Origin of the sequence: Jatrophihabitans endophyticus (assembly GCF_900129455.1) — a bacterium.
GTDB lineage: Bacteria > Actinomycetota > Actinomycetes > Mycobacteriales > Jatrophihabitantaceae > Jatrophihabitans > Jatrophihabitans endophyticus.
In genome coordinates, this window is the sequence record NZ_FQVU01000003.1 from 663,349 (window position 1) to 686,312 (window position 22,964).

The 22,964-nt window shown below is 72.2% G+C and carries 24 protein-coding genes and 1 tRNA gene; 16 read left to right on the top strand and 9 right to left on the bottom strand.

All coding sequences use genetic code 11. The annotated features are described in order from the left end of the window. The first annotated feature begins 58 nt into the window (after positions 1 to 58). Positions 59 to 526 carry a DUF3592 domain-containing protein gene (locus BUE29_RS13290; RefSeq protein ID WP_073390787.1) on the top strand — a complete coding sequence of 156 codons (468 nt, stop codon included), beginning with the start codon at positions 59 to 61 and terminating at the stop codon, positions 524 to 526. Beyond that, positions 523 to 1,077, top strand: a complete 555-nt coding sequence (locus BUE29_RS13295) for an SRPBCC family protein (protein ID WP_073390788.1) — start codon at positions 523 to 525, stop codon at positions 1,075 to 1,077. Before BUE29_RS13290 ends, BUE29_RS13295 begins: the two co-directional genes overlap by 4 nt. Here the strand turns inward: BUE29_RS13295 and BUE29_RS13300 are convergent. Genes BUE29_RS13300 through BUE29_RS13310 form a run of 3 tightly spaced genes read right to left on the bottom strand, consistent with a single transcriptional unit; the run spans position 1,052 to position 4,562 of the window. After that, positions 1,052 to 2,452 carry an aspartate aminotransferase family protein gene (locus BUE29_RS13300; RefSeq protein ID WP_073390789.1) on the bottom strand — a complete coding sequence of 467 codons (1,401 nt, stop codon included), beginning with the start codon at positions 2,450 to 2,452 and terminating at the stop codon, positions 1,052 to 1,054. The genes BUE29_RS13295 and BUE29_RS13300 overlap by 26 nt on opposite strands. After that, the gene (locus BUE29_RS13305; RefSeq protein ID WP_073390790.1) at positions 2,452 to 2,916 is read right to left on the bottom strand and encodes an Lrp/AsnC family transcriptional regulator; all 465 of its coding nucleotides are present in this window, start codon (positions 2,914 to 2,916) and stop codon (positions 2,452 to 2,454) included. Before BUE29_RS13305 ends, BUE29_RS13300 begins: the two co-directional genes overlap by 1 nt. Before the next feature lie 44 nt (positions 2,917 to 2,960). Continuing rightward, positions 2,961 to 4,562, bottom strand: a complete 1,602-nt coding sequence (locus tag BUE29_RS13310; RefSeq protein WP_073390791.1) for an APC family permease — start codon at positions 4,560 to 4,562, stop codon at positions 2,961 to 2,963. A gap of 134 nt (positions 4,563 to 4,696) precedes the next feature. On the opposite strand from BUE29_RS13310, the gene BUE29_RS13315 reads away from it, so the two are divergent. Together BUE29_RS13315 and BUE29_RS13320 are read left to right on the top strand one after the other, a co-directional pair. Beyond that, positions 4,697 to 5,911, top strand: coding sequence for a saccharopine dehydrogenase family protein (locus BUE29_RS13315; protein WP_073390792.1), 1,215 nt, complete (start codon positions 4,697 to 4,699; stop codon positions 5,909 to 5,911). A 73-nt stretch (positions 5,912 to 5,984) separates the two neighbouring features. Beyond that, on the top strand, positions 5,985 to 6,977 hold the full coding sequence (locus BUE29_RS13320) for an acyl-ACP desaturase (RefSeq protein WP_073391156.1): 993 nt from the start codon (positions 5,985 to 5,987) through the stop codon (positions 6,975 to 6,977). Here the strand turns inward: BUE29_RS13320 and BUE29_RS13325 are convergent. Continuing rightward, positions 6,928 to 7,206 (bottom strand): DUF2631 domain-containing protein, encoded by a 279-nt coding sequence (locus tag BUE29_RS13325; RefSeq protein WP_084181021.1) that lies wholly within the window; start codon positions 7,204 to 7,206, stop codon positions 6,928 to 6,930. The two genes, BUE29_RS13320 and BUE29_RS13325, sit on opposite strands and share 50 nt — an antisense overlap. A 100-nt stretch (positions 7,207 to 7,306) precedes the next feature. Between BUE29_RS13325 and BUE29_RS13330 the strand changes: the two genes are divergently transcribed. From BUE29_RS13330 to BUE29_RS13340, 3 genes are all read left to right on the top strand, one after another. Beyond that, positions 7,307 to 8,959 (top strand): Rieske 2Fe-2S domain-containing protein, encoded by a 1,653-nt coding sequence (locus BUE29_RS13330; RefSeq protein ID WP_073390793.1) that lies wholly within the window; start codon positions 7,307 to 7,309, stop codon positions 8,957 to 8,959. An 827-nt stretch (positions 8,960 to 9,786) separates the two neighbouring features. Beyond that, positions 9,787 to 9,863, top strand: a tRNA-Leu gene (locus BUE29_RS13335). Positions 9,864 to 9,976: 113 nt separating this feature from the next. Next, positions 9,977 to 11,182: a phosphodiester glycosidase family protein gene (locus BUE29_RS13340; RefSeq protein WP_084181022.1), complete on the top strand. Its 1,206-nt coding sequence runs from the start codon at positions 9,977 to 9,979 to the stop codon at positions 11,180 to 11,182. A 19-nt stretch (positions 11,183 to 11,201) separates the two neighbouring features. On the opposite strand, the gene BUE29_RS13345 is transcribed toward BUE29_RS13340, so the two are convergent. Together BUE29_RS13345 and bcp are read right to left on the bottom strand one after the other, a co-directional pair. Further along, positions 11,202 to 11,537: a TraR/DksA family transcriptional regulator gene (locus BUE29_RS13345; RefSeq protein ID WP_200800176.1), complete on the bottom strand. Its 336-nt coding sequence runs from the start codon at positions 11,535 to 11,537 to the stop codon at positions 11,202 to 11,204. Further along, positions 11,518 to 11,991 (bottom strand): thioredoxin-dependent thiol peroxidase, encoded by a 474-nt coding sequence (gene bcp / locus BUE29_RS13350; protein ID WP_073390795.1) that lies wholly within the window; start codon positions 11,989 to 11,991, stop codon positions 11,518 to 11,520. The genes BUE29_RS13345 and bcp overlap by 20 nt, the downstream gene beginning before the upstream one ends. Before the next feature lie 104 nt (positions 11,992 to 12,095). On the opposite strand from bcp, the gene BUE29_RS13355 reads away from it, so the two are divergent. The 4 genes from BUE29_RS13355 to BUE29_RS13370 all read left to right on the top strand — a co-directional run bounded on the left by BUE29_RS13355 (position 12,096) and on the right by BUE29_RS13370 (position 14,517). Next, positions 12,096 to 12,500 (top strand): hypothetical protein, encoded by a 405-nt coding sequence (locus BUE29_RS13355; protein WP_073390796.1) that lies wholly within the window; start codon positions 12,096 to 12,098, stop codon positions 12,498 to 12,500. Positions 12,501 to 12,562: 62 nt separating this feature from the next. Continuing rightward, positions 12,563 to 12,790: a DUF3618 domain-containing protein gene (locus tag BUE29_RS13360; RefSeq protein WP_073390797.1), complete on the top strand. Its 228-nt coding sequence runs from the start codon at positions 12,563 to 12,565 to the stop codon at positions 12,788 to 12,790. 104 nt (positions 12,791 to 12,894) lie between these two features. Further along, a complete protein-coding gene (locus BUE29_RS13365) occupies positions 12,895 to 13,512 on the top strand; it encodes a DUF47 domain-containing protein (protein ID WP_073390798.1) in 618 nt (205 codons plus the stop codon). Positions 13,513 to 13,518: 6 nt separating this feature from the next. Then, on the top strand, positions 13,519 to 14,517 hold the full coding sequence (locus BUE29_RS13370; RefSeq protein ID WP_073390799.1) for an inorganic phosphate transporter: 999 nt from the start codon (positions 13,519 to 13,521) through the stop codon (positions 14,515 to 14,517). On the opposite strand, the gene BUE29_RS13375 is transcribed toward BUE29_RS13370, so the two are convergent. From BUE29_RS13375 to BUE29_RS13385, 3 genes are read right to left on the bottom strand one after another with little or no spacing between them, the layout of a single operon-like run. Continuing rightward, a complete protein-coding gene (locus BUE29_RS13375) occupies positions 14,510 to 15,367 on the bottom strand; it encodes a 5-oxoprolinase subunit C family protein (RefSeq protein ID WP_073390800.1) in 858 nt (285 codons plus the stop codon). The genes BUE29_RS13370 and BUE29_RS13375 overlap by 8 nt on opposite strands. Then, positions 15,364 to 15,975 (bottom strand): 5-oxoprolinase subunit B family protein, encoded by a 612-nt coding sequence (locus BUE29_RS13380; RefSeq protein WP_073390801.1) that lies wholly within the window; start codon positions 15,973 to 15,975, stop codon positions 15,364 to 15,366. The genes BUE29_RS13375 and BUE29_RS13380 overlap by 4 nt, the downstream gene beginning before the upstream one ends. A 16-nt stretch (positions 15,976 to 15,991) precedes the next feature. Then, a complete protein-coding gene (locus BUE29_RS13385; protein WP_073390802.1) occupies positions 15,992 to 16,765 on the bottom strand; it encodes a LamB/YcsF family protein in 774 nt (257 codons plus the stop codon). A gap of 97 nt (positions 16,766 to 16,862) precedes the next feature. Between BUE29_RS13385 and efeU the strand changes: the two genes are divergently transcribed. From efeU to dxr, 5 genes are all read left to right on the top strand, one after another. Beyond that, complete coding sequence (efeU, locus tag BUE29_RS23150) at positions 16,863 to 18,464, top strand: iron uptake transporter permease EfeU (protein WP_073390803.1); 1,602 nt, start codon at positions 16,863 to 16,865, stop codon at positions 18,462 to 18,464. A 72-nt stretch (positions 18,465 to 18,536) separates the two neighbouring features. Then, positions 18,537 to 19,775, top strand: coding sequence for an iron uptake system protein EfeO (gene efeO, locus BUE29_RS13395; RefSeq protein WP_073390804.1), 1,239 nt, complete (start codon positions 18,537 to 18,539; stop codon positions 19,773 to 19,775). A 58-nt stretch (positions 19,776 to 19,833) separates the two neighbouring features. Then, positions 19,834 to 21,120: an iron uptake transporter deferrochelatase/peroxidase subunit gene (efeB, locus tag BUE29_RS13400; protein WP_073390805.1), complete on the top strand. Its 1,287-nt coding sequence runs from the start codon at positions 19,834 to 19,836 to the stop codon at positions 21,118 to 21,120. A gap of 26 nt (positions 21,121 to 21,146) precedes the next feature. Beyond that, on the top strand, positions 21,147 to 21,737 hold the full coding sequence (locus tag BUE29_RS13405; RefSeq protein WP_159440874.1) for a DUF998 domain-containing protein: 591 nt from the start codon (positions 21,147 to 21,149) through the stop codon (positions 21,735 to 21,737). After that, positions 21,734 to 22,936: a 1-deoxy-D-xylulose-5-phosphate reductoisomerase gene (gene dxr, locus BUE29_RS13410; RefSeq protein ID WP_073390806.1), complete on the top strand. Its 1,203-nt coding sequence runs from the start codon at positions 21,734 to 21,736 to the stop codon at positions 22,934 to 22,936. The genes BUE29_RS13405 and dxr overlap by 4 nt, the downstream gene beginning before the upstream one ends. Positions 22,937 to 22,964 lie beyond the last annotated feature (28 nt).

A 22,964-nucleotide genomic window follows, 5' to 3' on the forward strand; every position in this document is an offset into this window, starting at 1 on the left:
TCCGGGTGGGGAACGTTCCCCGGTGCGGTACGGCGCACGGGCAGGCAGGCTCGACGTCATGACGTCGCTGATCGGAGCCGGCCTGCTCGCCTTCCCGGTGCTCGTGGGGTCCATCCTCGGGCTCGTCTTCCGCAGTCAACGGCGCCGGGCCCGCGCCGCCGTGACGGTGCCGGCCCACTGGGCGACGGCGCAGGGGACAGTCGTGGCCGAGGAGAGCGGCTACGTGCCGACGGGGGGTCTGGGCAACACGGTCTTCGTCCGGCGCCCGATCGTGCGGTACCGCACCGCCGACGGCCGGGACGTCACCTTCCGCTCCGACGTCCACGCCTCCTTCATGCCGCGCCCGGGGCAGGACGTCGCGGTCCGCCACGACCCGGTCGACCCGGAGCGTGCCCGGATCGCCGCGCAGTCGCTGCCCCGGGCCAACGACGTCGCGGCCGGGGTCGTGTGGATCGTGCTGCTCGTGTTGTTCGCGCCCATCGCGGCGGTGTGCGGATTCGTCGGGTGGTACATGCTGACGAGATGAGCACCCCTTCCGGACCGAGCGGCGAGCTGCCGCGCACCCACGAGGACTCGATCGTCGTCGCGGCGGCGCCGGACGCCGTCTACGCGCTCGTCTCCGACGTCACCCGCACCGGCGAGTGGAGCCCGGTGTGCGTCGGCTGCGAGTGGGACGACGGCGCCACCGGGCGCGTGGGGGACTGGTTCACCGGCCACAACCGCACCCCGGAGCGCGAGTGGAGCACCCGCTCGCAGGTCGTCGCCGCCGAGCCAGGCCGCGCGTTCGGCTGGGCCGTGGGCGAGGGCTGGGTCGTGTGGCGCTACGCGCTCGAACCGGTCGCCGGCGGCACCCGGCTGACCGAGTCGTGGGAGTTCCCATCCGCCGGCATCGCACGCTTCCACGAGCTGTACGGCGAGCGGGCCGACGCCCAGATCGCCGACCGCACGCAGCACGCGCTGCGCGGCATCCCGGCCACGCTCGCGGCCATCAAGGCGATCGCGGAGCGCGAGGCCGGTGCTGCGGGCGGCGCAGACCCCGGTCCGAGGGGGACTAGAGCCGCTCCCAGGCCTCGGTGAGCACCGAGCGCAGGATCTGCTCCATCTCGTCGAACTCGGCCTGCCCCACGACGAGCGGCGGCGAGAGCTGGATGACGGGCTCGCCGCGGTCGTCCGCGCGGCAGTACAGCCCCGCCTCGAACAGCGCGCGGGAGAGGAACCCGCGCAGCAGCCGCTCGGACTCGTCGGCGTCGAAGGTCTCCTTGGTCGCCTTGTCCTTGACCATCTCGATGCCGTAGAAGAACCCGTCGCCGCGGACGTCGCCGACGATGGGCAGGTCGAGCAGCTTCTCCAGCGTCGAGCGGAACGCACCCTCGTGCTGCAGCACGTGTTGGGTGAGGCCCTCGCGTTCGAAGATGTCGAGGTTCTTCATGGCGACCGCGGCCGAGACCGGATGGCCACCGAAGGTGTAACCGTGCGCGAAGGTGGCGTCGCCGGTGAAGAACGGCTCGGCCACGCGGTCGCTCACGACGGTGGCGCCGATGGGGGAGTAGCCGCTGGTGAGGCCCTTGGCACAGGTGATGATGTCGGGCACGTAGCCGAACTTGTCGCAGCCGAACATCGTCCCGAGCCGACCGAAGGCGCAGATGACCTCGTCGGACACCAGCAGCACGTCGTGCTTGTCGCAGATTGCGCGAAGTCGCTCGAAATAGCCGGGCGGCGGGGGGAAGCAGCCGCCGGAGTTCTGCACCGGCTCGACGAAGACCGCCGCGACGGTGTCGGGGCCCTCCATCTCGATGGCGATGTCGATCTGGTCGGCGGCCCACCGGCCGAAGGCCTCGAGATCGTCGCCGTGCTCCGGCGCCCGGTAGAAGTTGGTGTTCGCGGCCTTGTGGGCGCCGGGGACGAGGGGCTCGAAGAACTTCTTGGCGTCGGGGATGCCGGTGATGGACAGCGCGCCCTGCGGCGTGCCGTGGTAGGCGATCGACCGGCTGATCACCTTGTGCTTCATCGGCTTGCCGGTGAGCTTGAAGAACTGCTTGGCGAGCTTCCACGCGGTCTCGACGGCCTCACCGCCGCCGGTGGTGAAGAAGACCTTGTTCAGGTCGCCCGGTGCGTAGGCGGCGAGCCGGTCGGCCAGCTCGACGGCCGGTGGGTGCGCGTAGGACCACAGCGGGAAGAACGCCAGCTCGCGCGCCTGGTCGTAGGCGGCGCGGGCGAGCTCCTCGCGGCCGTGCCCGGCCTGCACCACGAACAGCCCGGCGAGGCCGTCGAGATAGGCCCGGCCGTCGGCGTCGTACACGCGCGCGCCGTCGCCGCGCACGATCGTGGGCACCGGTGCCGAGGCGTAGGACGACATGCGGGTGAAGTGCATCCACAGGTGTTCGCGGGCCTTGGCCGACAGGTCGCCGACGTCGTGCGTGGCACCGCTGGTCTCGATCGGGGTGGTGGTCATCAGCGAGCTCCCCAGTTGTAGGTCTGCTTGACGAGCTTGAGGTAGACGAAGGACTCGGTGCGCACCACGCCCTCGATGGTGCGGATGCGGCCGTTGACGAGGTCGAGCAGGTGGGCGTCGTCCTCGACGACGACCTCGGCCAGCAGGTCGACCGACCCGGCGGTGACGACGATGTAGTCGACCTCGTCGAGCTCGCGCAGCCGGTCGGCGACGGCCTCGATGTTGCCCGAGGTCGTGATCGCGAGCATGGCCTGCCGGGCCAGCCCGGTGCGCAGCGGGTCGGTGACGGCGACGATCTGCATCACGCCGGTGTCGACCAGCTTCTGCACCCGCTGCCGGACCGCGGCCTCGCTCAGCCCGACCGCCTTGCCGATGGTCGCGTACGGGCGCCGGCCGTCCTCCTGCAGCTGCTCGATGATCGCGCGGGAGATGTCGTCGAGACCGCCGCGTGGCGCGGATGTCATCGCATCAACCCTTCGTAGCTACGCGATCCGTTGCGGCGACGGTATCAGACAACGGATTTCGATCCAGGGGCTGCCGATTCGGTGTCCGGCACGAGGGTGGGGGTGTTCGCGTTCAACGTCTCGCCGCGGAAGAAGGCCGGTGCCTTGGCCCGCCAGAGGGCCATCAGCACGAGACCGATCACGAAGGTGCCGATGCCGATGAAGAAGACGCCGCCGATGTGCCAGTGCGGGGGGAAGGGCAGCAGCCAGCCGGTGTAGCTCGAACTCACGTCGCTCGGCGCCAGCCAGGAGTCCTTGATGCTCCAGATCATCGCGAAGAGCAGGATCACGCCGCCCAGGAAGGGCAGCAGGCCCTGGAAGACGAAGTTGCGGGGGCTGCTGGTGAGGTTGCGCCGGTAGTACCAGGCGCAGGTGAAGCCGGTCATGCCGTAGTAGAACGCGATCATCATGCCCAACGCGGTGACGCAGTCGGCGATGATCGAGCCGTCGCTGCCGAGGAAGTTGATCGCCGCGTAGAGCGCGATCGAGACGCCGCCGAACGTGAGCGTCGAGACCGTCGGCGTGAGGAAGCGCGGATGCGTCCGGGCGAACGAGTCGGGCAGCGCCTTGTAGACCGCCATCGACAGCGAGGTGCGCGCCGTCGGCAGGATCGTCGTCTGCGTGGACGCCGCGGCCGAGGTCAGCACCAGGAACAGCAGCAGGTGCGTCATGACCGAGCCGTAGGTGCCGCCACCGAAGACGGCGTGCCCGAGCGGGCTGAAGATGTCGCTGGCGTTGTGGGAGTTGTTGAGCCCGATGCCCTTGTCGCCCACGCCGGCGAAGGACTGGCTCGACAGGGTCAGCAGGACGTAGGTGACGAGCAGCAGCACGGTCGAGAGCACCGCGGCGCGCCCCGGGGTCTTGCCCGGGTCGGCGGTCTCCTCGTTCACCGCGACGGCGGAGTCCCAACCCCAGTAGATGAACAGCATGAGCACGAGGCCGCGCACGAAGGACGAGAAGTCCGAGACGGCGAAGGGGTTGAACCAGTCCCACGACATGCCGATCGCCTGTGGTCCGGCCGTGCCTGCGCCGACCTTCATGAGTGCGGTGATCGCGAAGATCAGCAGCACGATGATCTCCAGGACGAGGAACACCTTCTGCAGCCACGCCGACAGCTCGACGCCGACGTAGCAGATCAGCGTCATCACGGCGATCCACGCGATGCCGACGAGCAGGACCCGGCCGTCGACGGCGTTGCTGCCGATGCCGTCGGCGTTGAAGAGCAGGAACAGGTACTGCGCGGCCACCTGCGCGAGGCTGGCCATGACCAGGATGTCGGCGGCGATGATGCCCCAGCCGCCGAGCCACCCGGTCTTCGGTCCGAAGGCACGGGTGGCCCAGGTGAAGGTCGTGCCGCAGTCCGGGTCGGCCTTGTTCAGCTCCTGGTAGCCGATCGCGGTGAAGAGCATGGGGATGAAGGCGAGGAAGACGATGATCGGCGACTGCACGCCGACGAACGCGACGATGAAGCCGAGCGTGGCGGCGAGGCTGTAGGCCGGCGCGGTCGACGCGACGCCGATCACGACGGTGGACGCCAGTCCCAGCGCGCCGGACTTCAGGCCCTTGCCGACGGGTCCCTCGGGATCCTGCCTCGTCAACAGCGTCACATCGTCCCCCAGGTCGCGGCGTTCAGCGGTCAGTGCGTTTATCGCAGCTTGCAGTGTCGTCGGCAAGGGTTTCGCGCGTGTAACAACATGTCGACCATGGATTCCGCAGCACCCGGGCGGTTAGGGTCCGTCGCATGCGCATCCTCATCCTCGGTGCCGGCGGCGTGGGTTCCGCCGCGGCCGGCATCCTCGCCCGCAGACCCTTCGCCGATCACGTGGTCGTGGCCGACTACGACCGCGCCCGCGCCGCAACCACCGTCACCGCGTTGGCCGACGACCGCTTCGTCGCCGCGCAGCTCGACGCGTCCGACCAGCGGGCCGTCGAGGCGCTGCTGCGCGACGAGCGGATCGACGCCGTGCTGGGCGCGACCGACCCGCGCTTCACGATGCCGATCTTCCGGGCGGCGCTGGCCGCCGGGGTCCACTACCTCGACATGGCGATGTCGCTGTCGCGCCCGCACCCGGACGAGCCCTACGCCCGGACCGGGGTGAAGCTCGGCGACGAGCAGTTCGAGCTCGCCGCCGAGTGGGAGGCGTCGGGGAAGCTGGCGCTCGTCGGCATCGGGGTCGAGCCGGGGCTGTCCGACGTCTTCGCCCGCTACGCCGCCGATCATCTGTTCGCCGAGATCGACGAGCTCGGGGTGCGCGACGGCGCCAACCTCGAGGTCGCCGGGTACGAGTTCGCGCCGTCGTTCTCCATCTGGACCACGATCGAGGAGTGCCTCAATCCGCCGGTCGTCTTCGAGAAGGACCGCGGCTGGTACACCACCGAGCCGTTCAGCGAGCCGGAGGTCTTCGACTTCCCCGACGGCATCGGCCCGGTCGAGTGCGTGAACGTCGAGCACGAGGAGGTGCTGTTGATGCCGCGCTGGGTGGACGCCAAGCGGGTGACGTTCAAGTACGGCCTCGGCGACGAGTTCATCGGGGTGCTGAAGACCCTGCACAAGCTGGGTCTGGACTCGACGGAGAAGGTGAACGTCGGCGGGGCGCAGGTGTCGCCGCGCGACGTCGTCGCGGCCTGCCTGCCCAACCCCGCGACGCTTGGCGACCGGATGACCGGCAAGACCTGCGCCGGGCTGTGGGTCACCGGCACCGGAAAGGACGGCGCGCCGCGCTCGACCTACCTGTACCACGTGGTCGACAACGAGTGGTCGATGCGCGAGTACGGCGCGCAGGCGGTCGTGTGGCAGACGGCGGTGAACCCGGTGGTGGCCCTCGAGCTGATCGCCACCGGCGTGTGGTCCGGCGCCGGCGTGCTCGGCCCCGAGGCCCTCGACGCAGTGCCGTTCCTCGAGCTGCTGGCGGGGGAGTACGGCTCGCCGTGGGGTCAGCAGGAGCTGAGCGGCTGAATCCGGTCGCCGGGGTCGGCAGTAACCTACGGCAGCGTAGGTTTCTTCCGACCCCGAGGTGCGCGACGTGACGATGCTCGAACCCGCGGACACCGACGCCGGCGTCCAGGCCCGGTTGCTGCACGACCTCGAGCCCGTGGTGGCCGAGAACCTCGACCGGCACCTGCGCACCGCCAAGCCGTGGCACCCGCACGACTACGTGCCGTGGAGCCGGGGACGGGACTTCGCGTTCCTGGGCGGGGAGGACTGGCGCCCCGAGGACTCGCCGCTGGACCCGGTCGCGCAGGTGTCGATGACGGTCAACCTGCTCACCGAGGACAACCTGCCCTCCTACCACCGCGAGATCGCGACCCGCTTCGGGCGCGACGGCGCGTGGGGCGAATGGGTCGGCCGGTGGACGGCCGAGGAGGGGCGGCACGGCATCGCGCTCCGCGACTACCTCGTCGTGACCCGCGGCGTCGACCCGGTGGAGCTCGAGAACCTGCGGATGACCCACATGCAGGCCGGCTACGACTCCGGGGACAAGACGGCGCTGCAGGCCGTCGCCTACGTGTCGTTCCAGGAGCTCGCGACCCGGGTCTCGCACCGCAACACGGCCGCCGCGACGGGTTGTCCGTTGGCCGAGCAGCTGCTCGCCCGCGTCGCCGCCGACGAGAACCTGCACATGGTCTTCTACCGCAACCTGGTCGCCGCGGCGCTGGACCGCGCGCCCGACGCGACGATGGCCGCGATCCGCGACGAGGTCGTCGGGTTCGCGATGCCCGGGCAGGGGATGCCGAACTTCCTGCGCAACTCGGCGACGATCGCCAAGGCCGGGATCTACGACCTGCGACTGCACCACGACGACGTCGTGGCGCCGGTGCTGCGGTTCTGGCAGGTGTTCTCGCGCACCGACTTCGGCCCGGCCGGCGAGCAGGCGCGCGAGGAGCTCGCCGCGTTCATGGCCGGGCTCGACGCCCAGGCGAGCCGCTTCGTCGAGAAGCGCGAGCGGCAGCGCGAACGCGACGCGGACCGCGCTACTGGCGCCAGGAGTGCTTCCGGCGCTGCCGGTCGACCAGCAACATGACGAACAGGATGCCGGCGGAGATGCCGAGGAAGAGCGCGCCCTGCAGGTTGTAGTGCGTCGAGGTCATCATCAGCAGCAGGATGACGATCGACACCCAGCCGCCGATGCGGGCGCCGCGGCCCCACTCGCCGTGCCAGCCCCAGTCCTCGGGGTGCTCGTCCGGGGGGTGGTGCTTGTAGTCGTCGGGCAGGGTCAGATCGGGCTGCTCGCTGCCGGGCTTGAGGGCCACGTTCGTGCTCCTGTCGGGCGGTCGTCCACCGGGTCGTCGCGCGTGCCGACACGCGGGACGCCCTCATTCTGGCACCCCGTCCGGTCGCTACCGTGATCGCATGCGTATCACCGGTTGCGGCCACGCGAGCGTGTTCCTCGAGACCGCCCATGGCACCGTCCTCACCGACCCGTGGGTGAACCCCGCGTACTTCGGTTCCTGGTTCCCGTTCCCCGACAACTCCGGGCTGGACTGGGACACGCTGGGCAAGGCCGACTACCTGTTCGTCTCGCACCTGCACCGCGACCACTTCGATCCCGAGACCCTGCGCAAGCACATCTCGAAGAAGACGACGGTGCTGCTGCCGGAGTACCCGACCTCCGAGCTCGAGGACTCGCTGCGCGACTGTGGCTTCACCTCGTTCGTCAAGCCGCGCTCGGGTGAGGTGGTCGACCTCGACGGGCTCGAGATCATGATCCAGGCGCTGACGTCGCCGACCGACGGGCCGATCGGCGACTCCTCGCTGTGGCTGTCCGACGGCCACTACCGCGTCCTCAACCAGAACGACGCGCGTCCGTCGGAGCTCTCGGAGTTCCGCGAGCTCGGGCCCGTCGACGCGTACCTCATCCAGTTCTCCGGCGCGATCTGGTTCCCGATGGTGTACGAGCTGCCGCAGCGGGCGAAGGCGGCGATGGGGCTGACCAAGCGGGAGCGGCAGTTCGACCGCACGCTGCGCTACATCGAGGAGATGGACGCCCGCTTCGTCTTCCCGACCGCGGGGCCGCCCTGCTTCCTCGACGACGAGCTGTGGGGCTTCAACGACATCTTCGGTGACGAGTCGAACATCTTCCCCGACCAACTCGTCTTCCTCGACTGGCTGCGCGAGAAGGGGCACGACGAGGGACGGCTGCTGCTGCCCGGCACGCGGGCCGACGTCACCGACCCGGCCTGCTCGGTCGTGCACCCGTACGAGCCCCAGACCATCTACGCCTCGAACGAGACCAAGACCGCCTACCTGCGCGACATGAAGGAGCGGCGGCAGCCCGAGGTCGAGGCCGCGAAGGCGACCTGGCCGCACCCCGAGATCGACATCCTGGCCTCGCTGCAGGAGTGGTTCACCCCGCTGCTCGAGGCGTCGGTGCACATCGCCGACGGCATCGACGGCGGCGTCCGCTTCACCTTCGAGGACGCACCTGTCGAGGAGGGTGGACGCGGCGACGTCGACATCCTGATCGACTTCGTCGAGCGCAACGTCCGCCCCTACGACGGGGAGAAGGTGCGGTACCGGTTCCGCACGCGGCGCGCGTACGTCGAGCAGCTCATCGCCGAGCACGAGATCGACTGGGTGAACTCGCTGTTCCTGTCGTGCCGGTTCTCGGCCCAGCGCATCGGCCCGTACAACGAGTTCGTCTACGTGTTCTTCAAGTGCCTGTCCGAGGAGCGGCTCAACTACGCCGAGGGCTGGTTCCTCGAGCAGAACTCCGCCCAGGCCGCCGAGACCATCGTGCTCGCCGACGACGACGGCACCCGCTGGGAGATGCAGCGCCGCTGCCCGCACCTCAAGGCCGACCTCTCCCGCTTCGGCACGGTCGCCGACGGCGTGATGACCTGTCAGATGCACGGCTGGAAGTGGCGGCTCTCGGACGGCAAGTGCCTGAGCTCGGTCGGCCACGACCTGCGCTGCGCCCCCGAAGGCGAGTCGGTCCCCGGTGCCGAGCCGGTGCCGCACGACGCGCACCGCGGTCATCACGACGCCGAGGCCGAGTCGGCCTGACGGGCAGGCGTCCTGGGTCGGGAGATCGGCCGGCGGGCGTCGGCGGACTGTCGAGTCTCGGGACTTCGCTCACGGACCGATGTCCCGAGACAACCCGTGTCAGCACTGTCCCGGGGCACGACTCGGGCCTGTGGACAACCGCTGATGAGAACGCATCTGTCGATACGCTCTGCTGGTGTCTCGCTCGCCACGCTGGTCCGACGACGACCTCGCAGCCGCGGTGGCGGCGAGCACGTCGCTGGCCGAGGTGTGTTCGAGACTGGCCCTACGACCTGGCGGCGGCACGTACGCGACCCTTCGGCGGCACATGGCGCGGCTGGCCGTGAACGACGACCATCTGCCGAAACGGGTGGACGGTCGGTTGCGCACACGCCGGCGATGGTCCGACGACGAGCTGCGTGCGACGGTCGCGCGGAGCACATCGCTCGCTGAGGTGCAGCGCGCGCTGGGGTACCGACCCAGCGGCGGAATGCACCGCGCGCTTTCTTCCCGCATCCGTATGCTCGGCATCGATACGAGCCACTTCACCGGCCAGGGGTGGTCCCGTGGTCAGCCCCCTGCCTCCGCGTTCGTCGCCCGGCCGCTGGACGAGATCCTGGTCGCTGGATCCGTCTACGACAGTGCCCGGTTGCGACGGCGGCTCATCGCGGCCGGCCTGAAGCACCCGCACTGTGAGCGATGTCGTCTGGTCGAGTGGCAGGGGGAGCTGTTGCCGCTGGCGCTCGACCACGTGAACGGTGACAGCACCGACAACCGGCTCGAGAACCTCCGTATCCTTTGCCCGAACTGTCACGCGCTCACCGACACGTGGTGCGGGCGTAATCGCGGCCGGCGTACTCCAACAGGTAGAGAGGGCAGGTTTAGGTCCTGTGCAGTGCGGGTTCGAATCCCGCCGCCGGCACCACCGTCGACGTAGGCGTCCAGAGTTCACCCGGACGCCTCCTGAGGGTCTTGGGTGGCGACGCCCAGGCGGCGCATACTGTGAGTCCCACGTGAAGTCGATCCGCGGAGCCCCCGATGCGCCGATCCGTCCTCGCGGCTGCCGCCGCTGCCCTGTGCCTGCCCGCCGTGGGGCTCGACGCCGCGCCCGCCGCGTCGGCCGCGTCGTCGTCGACGGTGCGGCTGGCACCCGGCGTGACCCTCACGCACTCGGTGTTCCGGCTGAAGTCCGGCGGTCACTCCTACCCCGAACGGGTGTGGACCCTGCGGGCCCGGCTGTCGGCTCACCTGCAGCTCGACGCCGCGAGCCCGAGGAACGTGATCGGAGCTGCCCGGCAGACCACGCTGACCCTCGGCCGACAGGAACGGGCGGTCGCCGGCATCAACGGCGACACGTTCTACTTCCCCGACGCCGCCGCCGTGCCCCGGGCCGGCATCACGCACGGCGGCCGCGTCCTCAAGTCCGCCCTGGTCGGCAAGAACGCGGTGCTGTACGCCACGAGCTCGGGGCGGGTCGCGATCGGCGACCCGGGTTTCCGGGGCCGGATCAGCACGACCGACCGCACCGGCAAGGCCCGCAGCTTCGGCATCACCTCGCGCAACTCGATCGAGAACGCGGCCAACGGCGGCATGGCGTTCGTCGACCGTGCGGTGCTCACGTCCTCGCTGCGCAAGGCACCGCAGCGGCGCACGTCCTGTGCGGTGGTCCGGCTCGCCGAGCGGGGCGGCGACAGCTACCGGGTCACCTCGATCGCGGCGAAGGCGACGAAGTACACCCGGGCCGCCGCCGGCACGCACGCCCTCGTCTCGTGCGCGTCCTCGACGGCCGGCTGGATCCGCAGCGCGCTGCGCACCGGCCAGGACCTCACGCTGACGGCCGGTTATCGCGTCCGCGGCATCACCACGCTGCTGAGCGGCGTGCGGCAGCTGATCCGCGGTGGCAAGCGGTTCACCGACCGCACCGGGCTCAACGTCTACGGCAACTCGATGAAGCCCGAGACGTTCGGCTGCGTGCTGCGCGACGCGCGGACGGTGCTGCTCGGCGTCGTCGAGGGCGACCGGTCCGGGCGGGCCGGCATGACCTACGCACAGCTGACGACGTACCTGCTCGCTCGCAAGTGCCGCTCGGCGCTCGTGTTCGACGGCAGCGGGTCCAGCACCCTGGTCGCCCAGCGCCCGGCGAAGCACCTGGCCGTGCAGAACCTCACCACCGCGTCCGATCCGACGGACAAGGGGAAGCGATTGCGCAAGGTCGTGAACGGGCTGTTCCTCGTCCGCCGCTGACACCGACGGCGGCGGGCGCTCAGCGCGCGCAGTCGATGCAGCGGTCGGTGCCCGGCCGCGCCGCGAGCCGCTCGGCACCGATCGGCCCACCACAGCCGGCGCAGCGGCCGTAGTCACCCCGTTCGGCCCGGGCGAGCGCGGCGTCCAGCTCGCCGACTCGGGCGACGGCCCGGTCGAGCAGGGACTGCGCCTGCGCCCGTTCGAAGCCGATCGTCGCGCCCTCGGGGTCGTGCTCGTCGTCGCCGGTCGTCGACGACGCCGAGGCGATCACGTCGTCGAGCTCGCGACGCAGGTCGGCCACCCGCTCGGCCGCCGCGGCCCGGGCGGTGGCGAGCTCAGTCGAGCCCGAGGTCACGGCGCAGCTTGGCCACGTGCCCGGTGGCCTTGACGTTGTACCGGGCCTGCTCGACCACGCCGTCCTCGTCGATGACGAACGTCGAGCGGATGACGCCGGTGACGGTCTTGCCGTACATCGTCTTCTCGCCGAACGCGCCGTAGGCGCCGAGCGTCGTGCGGTCCGGGTCGGAGAGCAGCGGGAAGGTGACGCCGTCGCGGTCGCGGAACTTCGCGAGCTTCTCCGGCTTGTCGGGCGAGATGCCGAGCACGGTGTAACCGGCCGCGCCCAACGAGTCCAGGCTGTCGCGGAAGTCGCACGCCTGCTTGGTGCAGCCCGGCGTCATGGCCGCCGGGTAGAAGTAGACGATCACCTTGCGACCGCGCTGGTCGTGCAGCGAGACCGTGGTGCCCTCGGCGTCGGGCAGGGTGAAGTCCGGTGCGGTGTCGCCCGGGGCCAGGCGCGGCGTCTGCATGCCAGCAAGGTAGCTGGGAACCCTTTCCCATGGTCGCGGCCCCCGCGCGTTCCTAGCGTCGAGCACGAGACGAACGCCCGACCCGCAGCGACCAGGGAGATCCCATGCACCCCGACACCGCACCGCGCCAGCCGCACTCCCTCCCGTCCCGTCCCGAGCCGCAACGACCGGTGCTGGGCGTGCGCGACGTCCCCGTCCCGGTGTGGGTGGCGCTCGCGCTGGGTGCCGTCGGCTTCGTCCTGCGCGTCAGCTTCCAGGAGATCGTGGTGGGCACCGGGGTCGGCTACTCGTGCACCTACACCGACATCGCCGGTTTCGGCTTCGCCGTGGCGCTGGTCGGCTGCACGGTCGCGGCGTGGCGTTCGTGGTCGGCCCGGGCGGCCGCGTGGCGCATCCCGGTGCCGTTCATGGCCGTCTTCACCGTCGTGGCGCTGGCGCTGGCCGTGGTGCACGCGCTGCGCGGCAACGGGACGATCATGAGCCCGTGCGACTCGCATCCGATGCCCTGATGCGCGTCACCCCGTGGCGCCGTCCCCACTAGGCTGGTCCGGAGCCGACGAGAGGACCCCCTGTGCCCGAGCGCAGCGCCGAGGACATCAAGCGCGACATCGAGCGTTCCCGCGCCGACCTCGCGACCGCCGTCGACAAGCTCGCCTACCGCGGCAACCCCAAGCGGATCGCCGAGAACGCGAAGCAGAGTGCGAAGGACCGGCTCGCGACCCCGCAGGGGCAGGCGGTCGTCGCCGCCGTCGGCGCGCTGGTGCTCGTGCTCGTCGTCCGCCGCGTCCGCAAGCGCTGATCGGCCCCTCGGCCGCCGACGGCGCGCCGGGGTCCATACGGTGAACGGCGGGCGAACTCCGGGCGTTAGGCTCCGGTGACCGTGCCCGTGAGCCGAGGAGCACCGTGGCCTTCCGCATGACCCCGCGCGACAACGCGTTCTACTCGATGTTCACCGAGGCCGGGCGCAACGTCGCCGACGCCGTCACGGTGCTCGGCGGGTTGACCGATCCGAACGCCAACCGCGCGAGCATCGCCAAGGACCTGCGCGATCGCGAGCACGCCGGCGACGCCGTCACCCACCGCATCATGCGGCAGCTCAACACCAGCTTCGTGACGCCGTTCGACCGCGAGGACATCTACCGCCTCGCCTCCGCGCTCGACGACGTCGTCGACGCCGTCGAGGGCGCCGCGGACTTCATCGTGCTCGCCGACGTCGGCAAGCTGCCGCCGCTCATGACCGAGCAGATCCAGCTGTTGCAGCGCTCGGCGGACGAGACGGCAGAGGCGATGGCACGGCTGAAGACCCTGCGTGACCTCGAGCCGTACTGGATCGAGGTGAACCGGCTCGAGAACGAAGCCGACCGGGTGTACCGCAAGCTGCTGTCCAAGCTGCTCAGCGGCGACTACGACGCGTTGACGATGGTCAAGCTGCGCGAGGTCGCCGACGGCTTCGAGGAAGCCGCCGACGCGCTCGAACACGTCGCGCACGCGGTCGAGACCATCGCGGTCAAGGAGTCGTAGGCCGCCGTGAGCAGTACCGCCCTCGTGGTGGTGATCGTCGTGGTCGCGCTCGGCTTCGACTACACCAACGGGTTCCACGACAGCGCCAACGCCATCGCCACCTCGATCTCGACCAAGGCGCTGACCCCGCGGGTCGCGCTCGCCATGGCCGCGGTCGCCAACGTCGTCGGCGCCCTCATCTCCGTCGAGGTCGCCAAGACCATCGGCGGCGGCATCGTCGTGCCCGCCGTCGGCCGCTCGGGCCTGGTCATCGTGCTCGCCGCGCTGTTCGGGGCGATCGTGTGGAACCTCGGCACCTGGTACTTCGGGTTGCCGTCGTCGTCCTCGCACGCGCTCATCGGCGCGCTGCTCGGCGCCGGGCTCGCCGGCTCGGAGAGCGTCCACTGGGACGTCCTCGTCGACAAGGTCGTCATCCCGATGGTCGCCTCGCCGCTGATCGGGTTCGCGGTCAGCTACCTGTTCATGGTGTTGCTGCTCTGGGTGTTCCGCAAGGCCAACGCCGTCCGCGCCAACCGCAACTTCCGCTGGGCGCAGATCGCCTCCGCCGCGACGATGTCCTTCGGCCACGGCACGCAGGACGCGCAGAAGACGATGGGCGTCATCTTCCTGGCCCTGACGATCAACGGCGACCTCGCCAAGGGCGACGACATCCCGTTCTGGGTGATCATCTCCTCGGCCCTGGCCATCTCGTTGGGCACGTACTCCGGCGGCTGGCGCATCATGCGCACGCTGGGCCGCCGGATCATCTCGCTCACGCCGGTCAGCGGTTTCGCCGCGCAGACGGTCGCCAGTGGCGTGATGCTCGCGACCGCCCACTACGGGCTGCCGGTGTCGACGACCCACGTCATCTCGTCCTCGATCATGGGTGTCGGTTCGACGCGGCGCTTCTCCGCGGTGCGCTGGGGAGTGGCGGGCAACATCGTCGTCGCGTGGGTGCTGACCATCCCGGCCGCCGCGGCGGTCGCCGCGGTCGTGTTCTACGTGCTGCACCCGCTGCTCAAGTAGCCCGGCGACCGTCCCGACGACCGGCGGAATCACGGCACCACCGCAACCGGACCGGGTCGCCCGGGCGCAGCTGCGCGACGGCGCCGAGGTCGGCGATCACGCCGATCACCGGGTAGCCACCGGTCACGGGCGCGTCCGGACCGAACACCAGCGGCCGGCCGTCACCGGGCACCTGCACCGCCCCGGGCAGCACCGCCTCGCTGGGCAGCTCGTCGTCGCGCGCCCGTTCCAGCGGCGGGCCGTCGAGACGCACGCCGACGCGGTCGGACTCGGCCCGCACCCGCCAGGTGGTCGTCACGAGCGCGCGGCGGCCCGCCGGCGTGAACCAGTCGTCGCGGGGGCCGGGGCGGACCGCGAGCGTGGCCGGGGCGAGCCGTCCCGGTGCGGACTCCGCGCCGCTCACCGGGCCGAGCTCGCGGCCGGTGGCGATCCGGTCACCGGCACGCAGCACCGGCGGCCCGAGCCCGCTGAGCGTGTCGGTCGAGGCCGACCCGAGTACCGGGTCGACGGCCACGCCCCCGCGGAGCGCGAGGTAGCTGCGCAGCCCGGTCGCCGGCGTCCCCAGCCGCAGCCATCCGCCGGCGGGGAGCGTGACGGCGACGCCCCAGGCCGCGCCCGGGCACGGCGCCCCGGTCAGCGCGAGCGTCACCGCCCGGTCGGTGCGCACCGCGAGGCCCCCGAGGACGATCTCGATGCCCGCCGCGCCGGGGTCGTTGCCCACGAGTCGGTTCGCCAGCCGCAGCGCCGCGGCGTCGAACGCGCCCGAGTGCGGCACGCCCAGTGCCGCCCAGCCCGGCCGGCCACCGTCCTGCACGCTCGCCGCCGGGCCGGTCGCGAGCACCTCGATCATCTGCGGACCGCCCGGAACCGCACCCGCGTGCCCGGCACCAGCAGCGCCGGCGGGTCCCGGTCGGCGTCCCAGAGCGGCGCGTCGGTGTGCCCGAGCAGCCGCCAGCCACCGGGGGACGGGCGGGGGTAGACCCCGGTGAACTCGCCGGCGATGCCGACGGCACCGGCCGGGACCCGGGTGCGGGGCTCGGCCAGCCGGCCGGCGTGCAGAGCGGGATCGAGTCCGGACAGGTAGCCGAACCCCGGGACGAACCCGCAGAACCCGACCACGTAGTCGCCGCCGGCATGCGCGCGGACGAGCGCGTCGGTGTCGAGGCCGAGCTCGGCGGCGGTGCCGCCGAGGTCCGCGCCGTCGTACGCGACGTCCAGGGTGACGACGGCCGCGTCGGACGGCCCCGGCGCCGTCGGGCCGACGTCGAGCGTCCGGAGCGCGGCGGTGAGGTCGGGCAGGACCGACCCGTCCGTGGCGACGACCAGCGCCGTCCGGGCGGCCGGGACGACCTCCACGACCCCGGCGAGCCGTCGGGCGGCGGCCGCGAGGGCGAGGACGTCCTCGTCGCCGGTCACCTCGGCCAGGACGGCGCTCTCGCCGTAGCGTCGCAGCCGCATGCCGAGCTCGCCGGCCTCAGTCGGCGAACGGGGTGAGGGCGAGACCCGCGCCGAGCAGGGCGGCGCGCACCGCGTGCGCGAGCCGGACCGCGCCGGCGGTGTCGCCGTGCAGGCACAGCGACCGGGCGGCGACCGGCACGACGGTGCCGTCCGTGCTCTCGACCTCGTTCGCGACGGCGAAGCGGACGGCCCGAGCGACCACCGCGGCGGTGTCGGTCACGACCGCGCCGGCCTCGTCGCGAGGGACCAGCCGGCCCTGCGCGGTGTAGGCGCGGTCGGCGAAGGCCTCCGCGACGAACGGCAGCCCGGCCGCGTCGGCCGCCTCGGCGAGGGCCGAGCCGGGTAACGCCAGCAGCGGCAGTCGCGTGTCGTAGGCCGCGACCGCCTCGGCGACGGCGCGGGCCTGCCCGGGGTCGTCCACCGCCGTGTTGTAGAGCGCGCCGTGCGGCTTGACGTAGCGCACCCGCGTGCCGGCGGCCCGGGCGAAGCCGTCGAGCGCGCCCAGCTGGTAGAGGACGTCGGCGGCCAGCTCGTCGGGGGCGACGTCCATGCGCCGACGGCCGAACCCGGCGAGGTCGCGGTAGCTCACCTGGGCACCGATCGCGACGTCCCGCGCCGCCGCGGCGGCGCAGACGCGACGCATGGTGACCGGGTCACCGGCGTGGAAGCCACACGCGACGTTGGCGCTGGTCACCAGGTCGAGCAGGGCGTCGTCGTCGCCGAGGCGCCAGACGCCGAAGCCCTCGCCGAGGTCGGCGTTGAGGTCGATCCGCGCGACGGCCCCGCTCATCGGGCCACGGTAGCGCCGGTGCGTGCGGTGCGCGCCGCGTCCTCGGTTACCCTGCTGAGGCGAGCCTTACCTAGGTCGAGCGAAGGGGTCGAGGCGCATGCTGCCGAGCTTCGTGATCGGCCTCCGCGAGGGCCTCGAGGCCGCGCTCATCGTCGGCATCATCGCCGCCTTCCTCCGTAAACAGGGCCGCCGGGACCTGCTGCGGTGGGTGCTCGTCGGGGTCGGCGTCGCGGTCGGCCTCTGTCTCGCCGCCGGCATCACGCTCCGCGCGTACTCGCAGAACCTGCCGCAGCGCCAGCAGGAAGGGCTCGAGACCGTCATCGCGGTGCTCGCGATCGCGATGGTCACCTACATGGTCGTGTGGATGCGCAGGAACTCGCGCAACCTCAAGGGCCAGCTTGAGGGCCTCGCCTCCGACGCGATGAGCGGCGCCGGCAACGCCGGCCGCGCGATGGTGCTCATGGCGTTCCTCGCGGTGATCCGCGAGGGCCTCGAGACGGTCGTCTTCCTCCTCGCCGCCTTCAACGAGACGGCCACCGGCTCGCGGGCCGGGGTCGGTGCGGTGCTGGGGATCGCCATCGCCGTGGCGCTCGGCTACGGCATCTACCGCGGCGGCGTCCGACTGAACCTGTCGAAGTTCTTCCGGATCACCGGCTTCGTGCTCGTCCTCGTGGCCGCGGGCCTGGTCGTCAACGCCTTCCGCACCGCTCACGAGGCCGGCTGGGTCGACTTCGGGCAGGGCCGCACCGTCGACCTCAGCTGGCTGGTCCAGCCCGGCTCGGTGCAGTCGTCGCTGCTGACCGGCATGCTCGGCCTGCAGCCGCGGCCGGTCGTCGTCGAGGTCGTCGCGTGGCTGGTCTACCTCGTGCCCGTCGGCGTCTACGTCGTCTGGCCGCCGGGACGTCCGGTGCCGGTGCGCAGCGCCGTGCGGGCCGGCCTCGCCGTCGCCGTGGTGGGCGCGCTCGCCGCCACCGTGCTCGTGTTCGTCGCCCCCGACCGCCCCGCGACGAGGCCGCTCACCACCGCCGGCGACGGCGGGGGAGCGGTCACCGCGCAGGTGCGGTCACGCACCGCGCAGGGTGCCGTCGTCCGGACGCAGCGGCAGGCACCCGTCACCGGGCGGGTCGGTGCCGCGGTGGACCTGCGGATGCGCAGCGACGGCACGCAGGAGCACCGCGGCGTGCCGGCCGACCGATTCACCACCGCCGCGATGCCGGGCACGGCCGCCGCCGGCGAGCCCCGCACGCTGAGCCTGGACCGGATCGCGGCGCTCAACGGCGCCCGCATCCCCGTCGGCGTCCGCTACCGCGACGGCCGGATGCCGGTCACCTACCGCGACACCGTCACCGCGACCAGCTGGCTCGACCCGCGCACCTCCCGCGTGCTGGACGTCGCGTGGAGCGAGCGCGTCACCGTCGTCGCCGGGACCCCGACCAACAACGCCACCCTCGCCCGGCCGCTGCACAGCGCGACCCGCACCCTGCCGGCGACCACCGTCGCGCGGGCCGCCGCGGCGGCCCGCGCCGACCACGAGGACCTCGACCGGCGTTCGGTGCTGCGGGCGGCGGCCGGGTGGAGCGGCGCGATCGCGCTCGCCGGGCTCGTCGTGGCGCTCGGCTTCCTGGTGGCCGCCCGGCGGCGCCGCCGGACCGCGGACGTGACCGCGGCCGCAGGGGATCGGGACCTCGTCGCCTCCTAGCCGTTGGTTAGGTTAGGCTGCCCTGGCCCAGGCCGCCGCCGGGCGCCGAACGTCGCACCTGGAGACCGTGTCATGTCCACGCCCTCGCCGTCCGCCCCGGTTCCGTCCCGCGCGCGCGGCCGTCTCGCCGTCGTCCTCGCGGGGACCGCGCTCGCTGCGGTCACGCTCGCCGCGTGCTCGTCCTCCGGCGGCGACGCCAGCGGCAACCCGAGCTCGACGACGAGCGGCGGCACGGCCACCAAGGCCGCCGGCAACTCGCGCGTCGCCACCGTCACCGTCACCCAGGCGAACGGCTGCACGTCGGACCGGCAGACCCTGGCCGCGGGCGCGATCACCTTCAAGGTGACGAACAAGGACGCGGCGGGCGTGACCGAGGTCGAGCTGCTGGCGGGCCAGCGCATCCTCGGCGAGAAGGAGAACCTGCCCCCGGGCTTCAGTGGCGAGTTCAGCGTCAACGTCACCGCCGGCACGTACCAGCTGTACTGCCCGGGCGCGACGCCCGAGAAGCGTCCGCTCACCGTGACCGGCAAGGCCGCCGGCACCGGCGACACCACCGTCGCGGCGCTGCTCGCGCAGGGCACGAAGGGCTACGGCAACTACATCAACACCCAGGTGACGGCGCTCGTCGCCGCCGTGGCCAAATTCGACACCGCGCTGCACGGCACCGACCTCACCGCCGCGCAGAAGGCCTACATCGCCGCCCGGCCGTTCTACGAGCGCATCGAGCCCGTCGCCGAGTCCTTCGTCATCGGCAAGGACTCCGTCGACGCCGACATCGACATCCGCGCGGGCGACGTGCCGGCCTCGCAGTGGCGCGGCTTCCACCGCATCGAGAAGTCGCTGTTCCAGCAGAAGACGCTCAAGGGCATGGGTGACTACGGCGACAAGCTGGTGGCCGACGTCAAGCGGCTGCAGGGCCTGACGAAGAACCTGACCTACAAGCCGACCGAGCTCGCCAACGGCGCGCAGGGACTGCTCGACGAGGTCGCGGCCAGCAAGATCACCGGCGAGGAGGAGCGCTACTCGCGCGTCGACCTGCTCGACTTCGCCGGCAACGTCGAGGGCGCCGAGCAGGCGTTCGCGCAGCTCCAGCCCGCGCTCGACAAGATCGACGCGACGCTCGGCAAGACCATCACCCAGCGCTTCACCGCGCTCTCGACGCTGCTGGACAAGTACAAGACCGATGCGAACCCCTCGGGCTACAAGCTGTACAACGACCTCACCGCCGCCGACAAGCGCGGCTTCGCGGCCGCGGTGAAGGCGGTCCAGGAGCCGCTGGCCAAGGTGTCCAGCAAGGTCGCCAACGCCTGAGCGGGCGCGCAGCCGCGGCCCGGCGGTTGCGCCGCCCGCGGGTAATCTCGGGGACGCGATGAACGACGACGCTCACGACGCCGGCCCAGGCCGCGACGGTCCGAGGAACCCCAGCCGGCGCCGCTTCCTCGGTGGTGCCGCCGGCGCCGCCGGGGCGCTGGCCGCCGGTGGGGTCGGTTTCGGGGTCGCCCGGGCCACCGAGTCCGAGGCGGCCGCCGCTCCGGCCGCCACGCACCGCGTTCCGTTCTACGGTCGCCACCAGGCGGGCATCGCCACGCCGGCCCAGGACCGGCTCGCCTTCGCCGCGTTCGACATCACCGCGGTCGACGTCCAGGACGTCCAGGTGATGCTCGGCACGTGGGCCGCCGCGGCGTCGCAGCTGACGAAGGGGCTGCAGGTCGGTGCGGTCGAGGTGAGCCCGGATCGGCCGCCGATCGACACCGGCGAGGCGCTCGGGCTGTCGCCGGCCAACCTGACGATCACGGTGGGCTTCGGGCCGTCGCTGTTCGACGACCGCTTCGGGCTGGCGGCCAAGCGCCCGGCCGCGCTCGCCCCCATCCCGGCGCTCCCCGGCGACACCCTCGACCCGCAGCGCAGCGGCGGCGATCTCTGCGTGCAGGCGTGCGCCGACGACCCGCAGGTGGCCTTCCACGCGATCCGCAACTTCGCCCGGCTCGCGCGCGGCACGGCGGTCATGCGCTGGTCGCAGCTCGGCTTCGGCCGGACCTCGTCCACGTCCCGGTCGCAGGACACCCCGCGCAACCTCATGGGGTTCAAGGACGGCACCAACAACATCAAGGACGAGGACACCGACGAGCTCGACCGCTTCGTCTGGGTGGGCCGCGAGACCGACCAGCCGTGGATGCGCGGGGGCAGCTACGTCGTCGCCCGCCGCATCCGCATGCTCATCGAGTCGTGGGACACCGACTTCCTCAGTGACCAGGAGAAGGTGTTCGGCCGCTACAAGGACAGCGGCGCCCCGCTCACCGGCAAGCACGAGTTCGACACCGTCCGCCTCGCCGCGGCGAGGGCCGGCAAGCCGGTCATCGACGCCAACGCGCACATCCGCCTCGCCGCGCCGGAGTCCAACGGCGGGAAGAAGCTGCTGCGTCGCGGCTACTCCTACACCGACGGCATCGACCCCGACACCGGCCTGCTCGACGCCGGGCTGTTCTTCATCGCCTTCCAGCAGGACCCGCGCACCCAGTTCGTGCCGATCCAGCGCCGGCTGGGCGGCTCGGACCTGCTCAACGAGTACATCCGCCACACCGGCAGCGGCGTGTGGGCGTGCCCGCCGGGGGTGTCGGCGGCGGGCGACTGGTGGGGCAAGTCGTTGTTCGGCTGACCGCGGCGCGACCGCCGGAGTGGGCGGTGGCGTCGGCGGTCGCGGCGCCGGTGTTCCTCGTCGGCGGGTGGACGCTCGCGCAGGCGGTGGGCCCGCCGGGGTTCGACGCCGTGGCCGACACGATCAGCGACCTCGCCCGCCGCGGCGTGGAGCACCGCTGGATCATGACCCTCGGCCTCGCCGGGCTCGGCGTCTCGCACGTCGTCACCGCCATCGGGTCGGCCGCCCTCCGGCCGGTGAGCCGGGTCGTGCTCGCCCTGGCCGGGGCGGTGACGTTCCTGGTGGCCGTCTTCCCGCAGCCGGTCGCGGGGTCGTCGGCCGTGCACGGCGGCCTCGCCGCCACAGGGTTCGTGCTGCTCGCCCTGTGGCCGGCGACGACGGCGTCGCGTCGGGGACCGACGGTGCGCCGACCCGCCGTGGCGATCGGCGTCGCCGCAGTGTCGGTCGGGTTGCTCGGCTGGTTCGCCGTCCACCTCGACGGCGCCACCGTCGGGCTGTGGGAGCGCGTGCTCGCCGCGCAGCAGGCGTTGTGGCCGCTCGTCGTCGTCCTCGCGCTCCGCGCGACCGCGACCGGTCGCCGCCGTGTCGGGGAGGGGGATGACACCATCGGGGCATGACTGCGGCTCGCGACGTCGTCCTGCTGGGGTCCACCGGCTCGATCGGGACGCAGACCGAGGACGTCGCGCGGCAGGCGACCGACCGGGTGCGCATCGTCGCGGTCGCCGCGGGCGGCAGCGACGTGGCGGCGCTCGCCGACCAGGCGGCCCGGCTCGCCGTGCGCGCGGTCGGCGTCGCCCGCGAGGACGTGGTCGACGCGCTGCGTGACCGGCTCGACGCGGTGTGGCCCGGGGACGTGCGCCGGCCCGAGGTGCACGCCGGCGCCCAGGCGGCGGCCGAGCTCGCCGCCCTGCCGTGCGACACGGTGCTGAACGCCGTCACCGGGGCGCAGGGGTTGCGGGCCACGCTGGCCGCGCTGGCGGCCGGCCGCGTCGTCGCGCTGGCCAACAAGGAGTCGCTGATCGCCGGGGGGCCGCTGGTCACCCGACTCGCGGGCGACGGCCAGCTCGTCCCGGTCGACTCCGAGCACTCGGCGCTGGCCCAGTGCCTGCGCGCCGGATCCGCCGGCGAGGTGCGACGGCTGCTGGTCACCGCCAGCGGCGGCCCGTTCCGCGGTCGCCGCCGCGAGCAGCTCCTCGACGTCACGCCCGCGCAGGCGCTGGCCCACCCCACCTGGGACATGGGACGGCTCGTCACGACGAACTCCGCCACCCTGGTCAACAAGGGCCTGGAGATCATCGAGGCGCACCTGCTCTTCGACGTCCCGTACGAGCGCATCGAGGCGGTGGTGCACCCGCAGTCGATGATCCACTCCATGGTCGAGTTCCAGGACGGCTCGACGATCGCCCAGGCCTCGCCGCCGGACATGCGGCTGCCGATCGCGCTGGCGCTCGGCTGGCCCGACCGCGTCCCCGACGCCGCGCGGCCCGTCGACTGGACGACCGCGCAGAGCTGGACGTTCGAGCCGCTCGACGCCGAGGCCTTCCCGGCCGTCGAGCTCGCCAAGCGGGCGGGCACCGCCGGCGGCTGTGCGCCCGCGGTCTTCAACGCCGCCAACGAGCTGCTCGTCGCCGCCTTCCACGACGGCTCGGTGCGCTTCCTGCAGATCGTCGACACCGTGGCCGACGTGCTGGACGCCTGGCTGAGGGAACGCCACGACGAGGTCGGGAACCCCGGTACCGTGGCGGACGTCGAACAGGCAGAGGAGTGGGCCCGCCGGCGAGCACGTTCGCTGGTCGCGACCGCGTCCGAGACCTGACCACTCGCGGGGACGAGAAGGAGCCGAG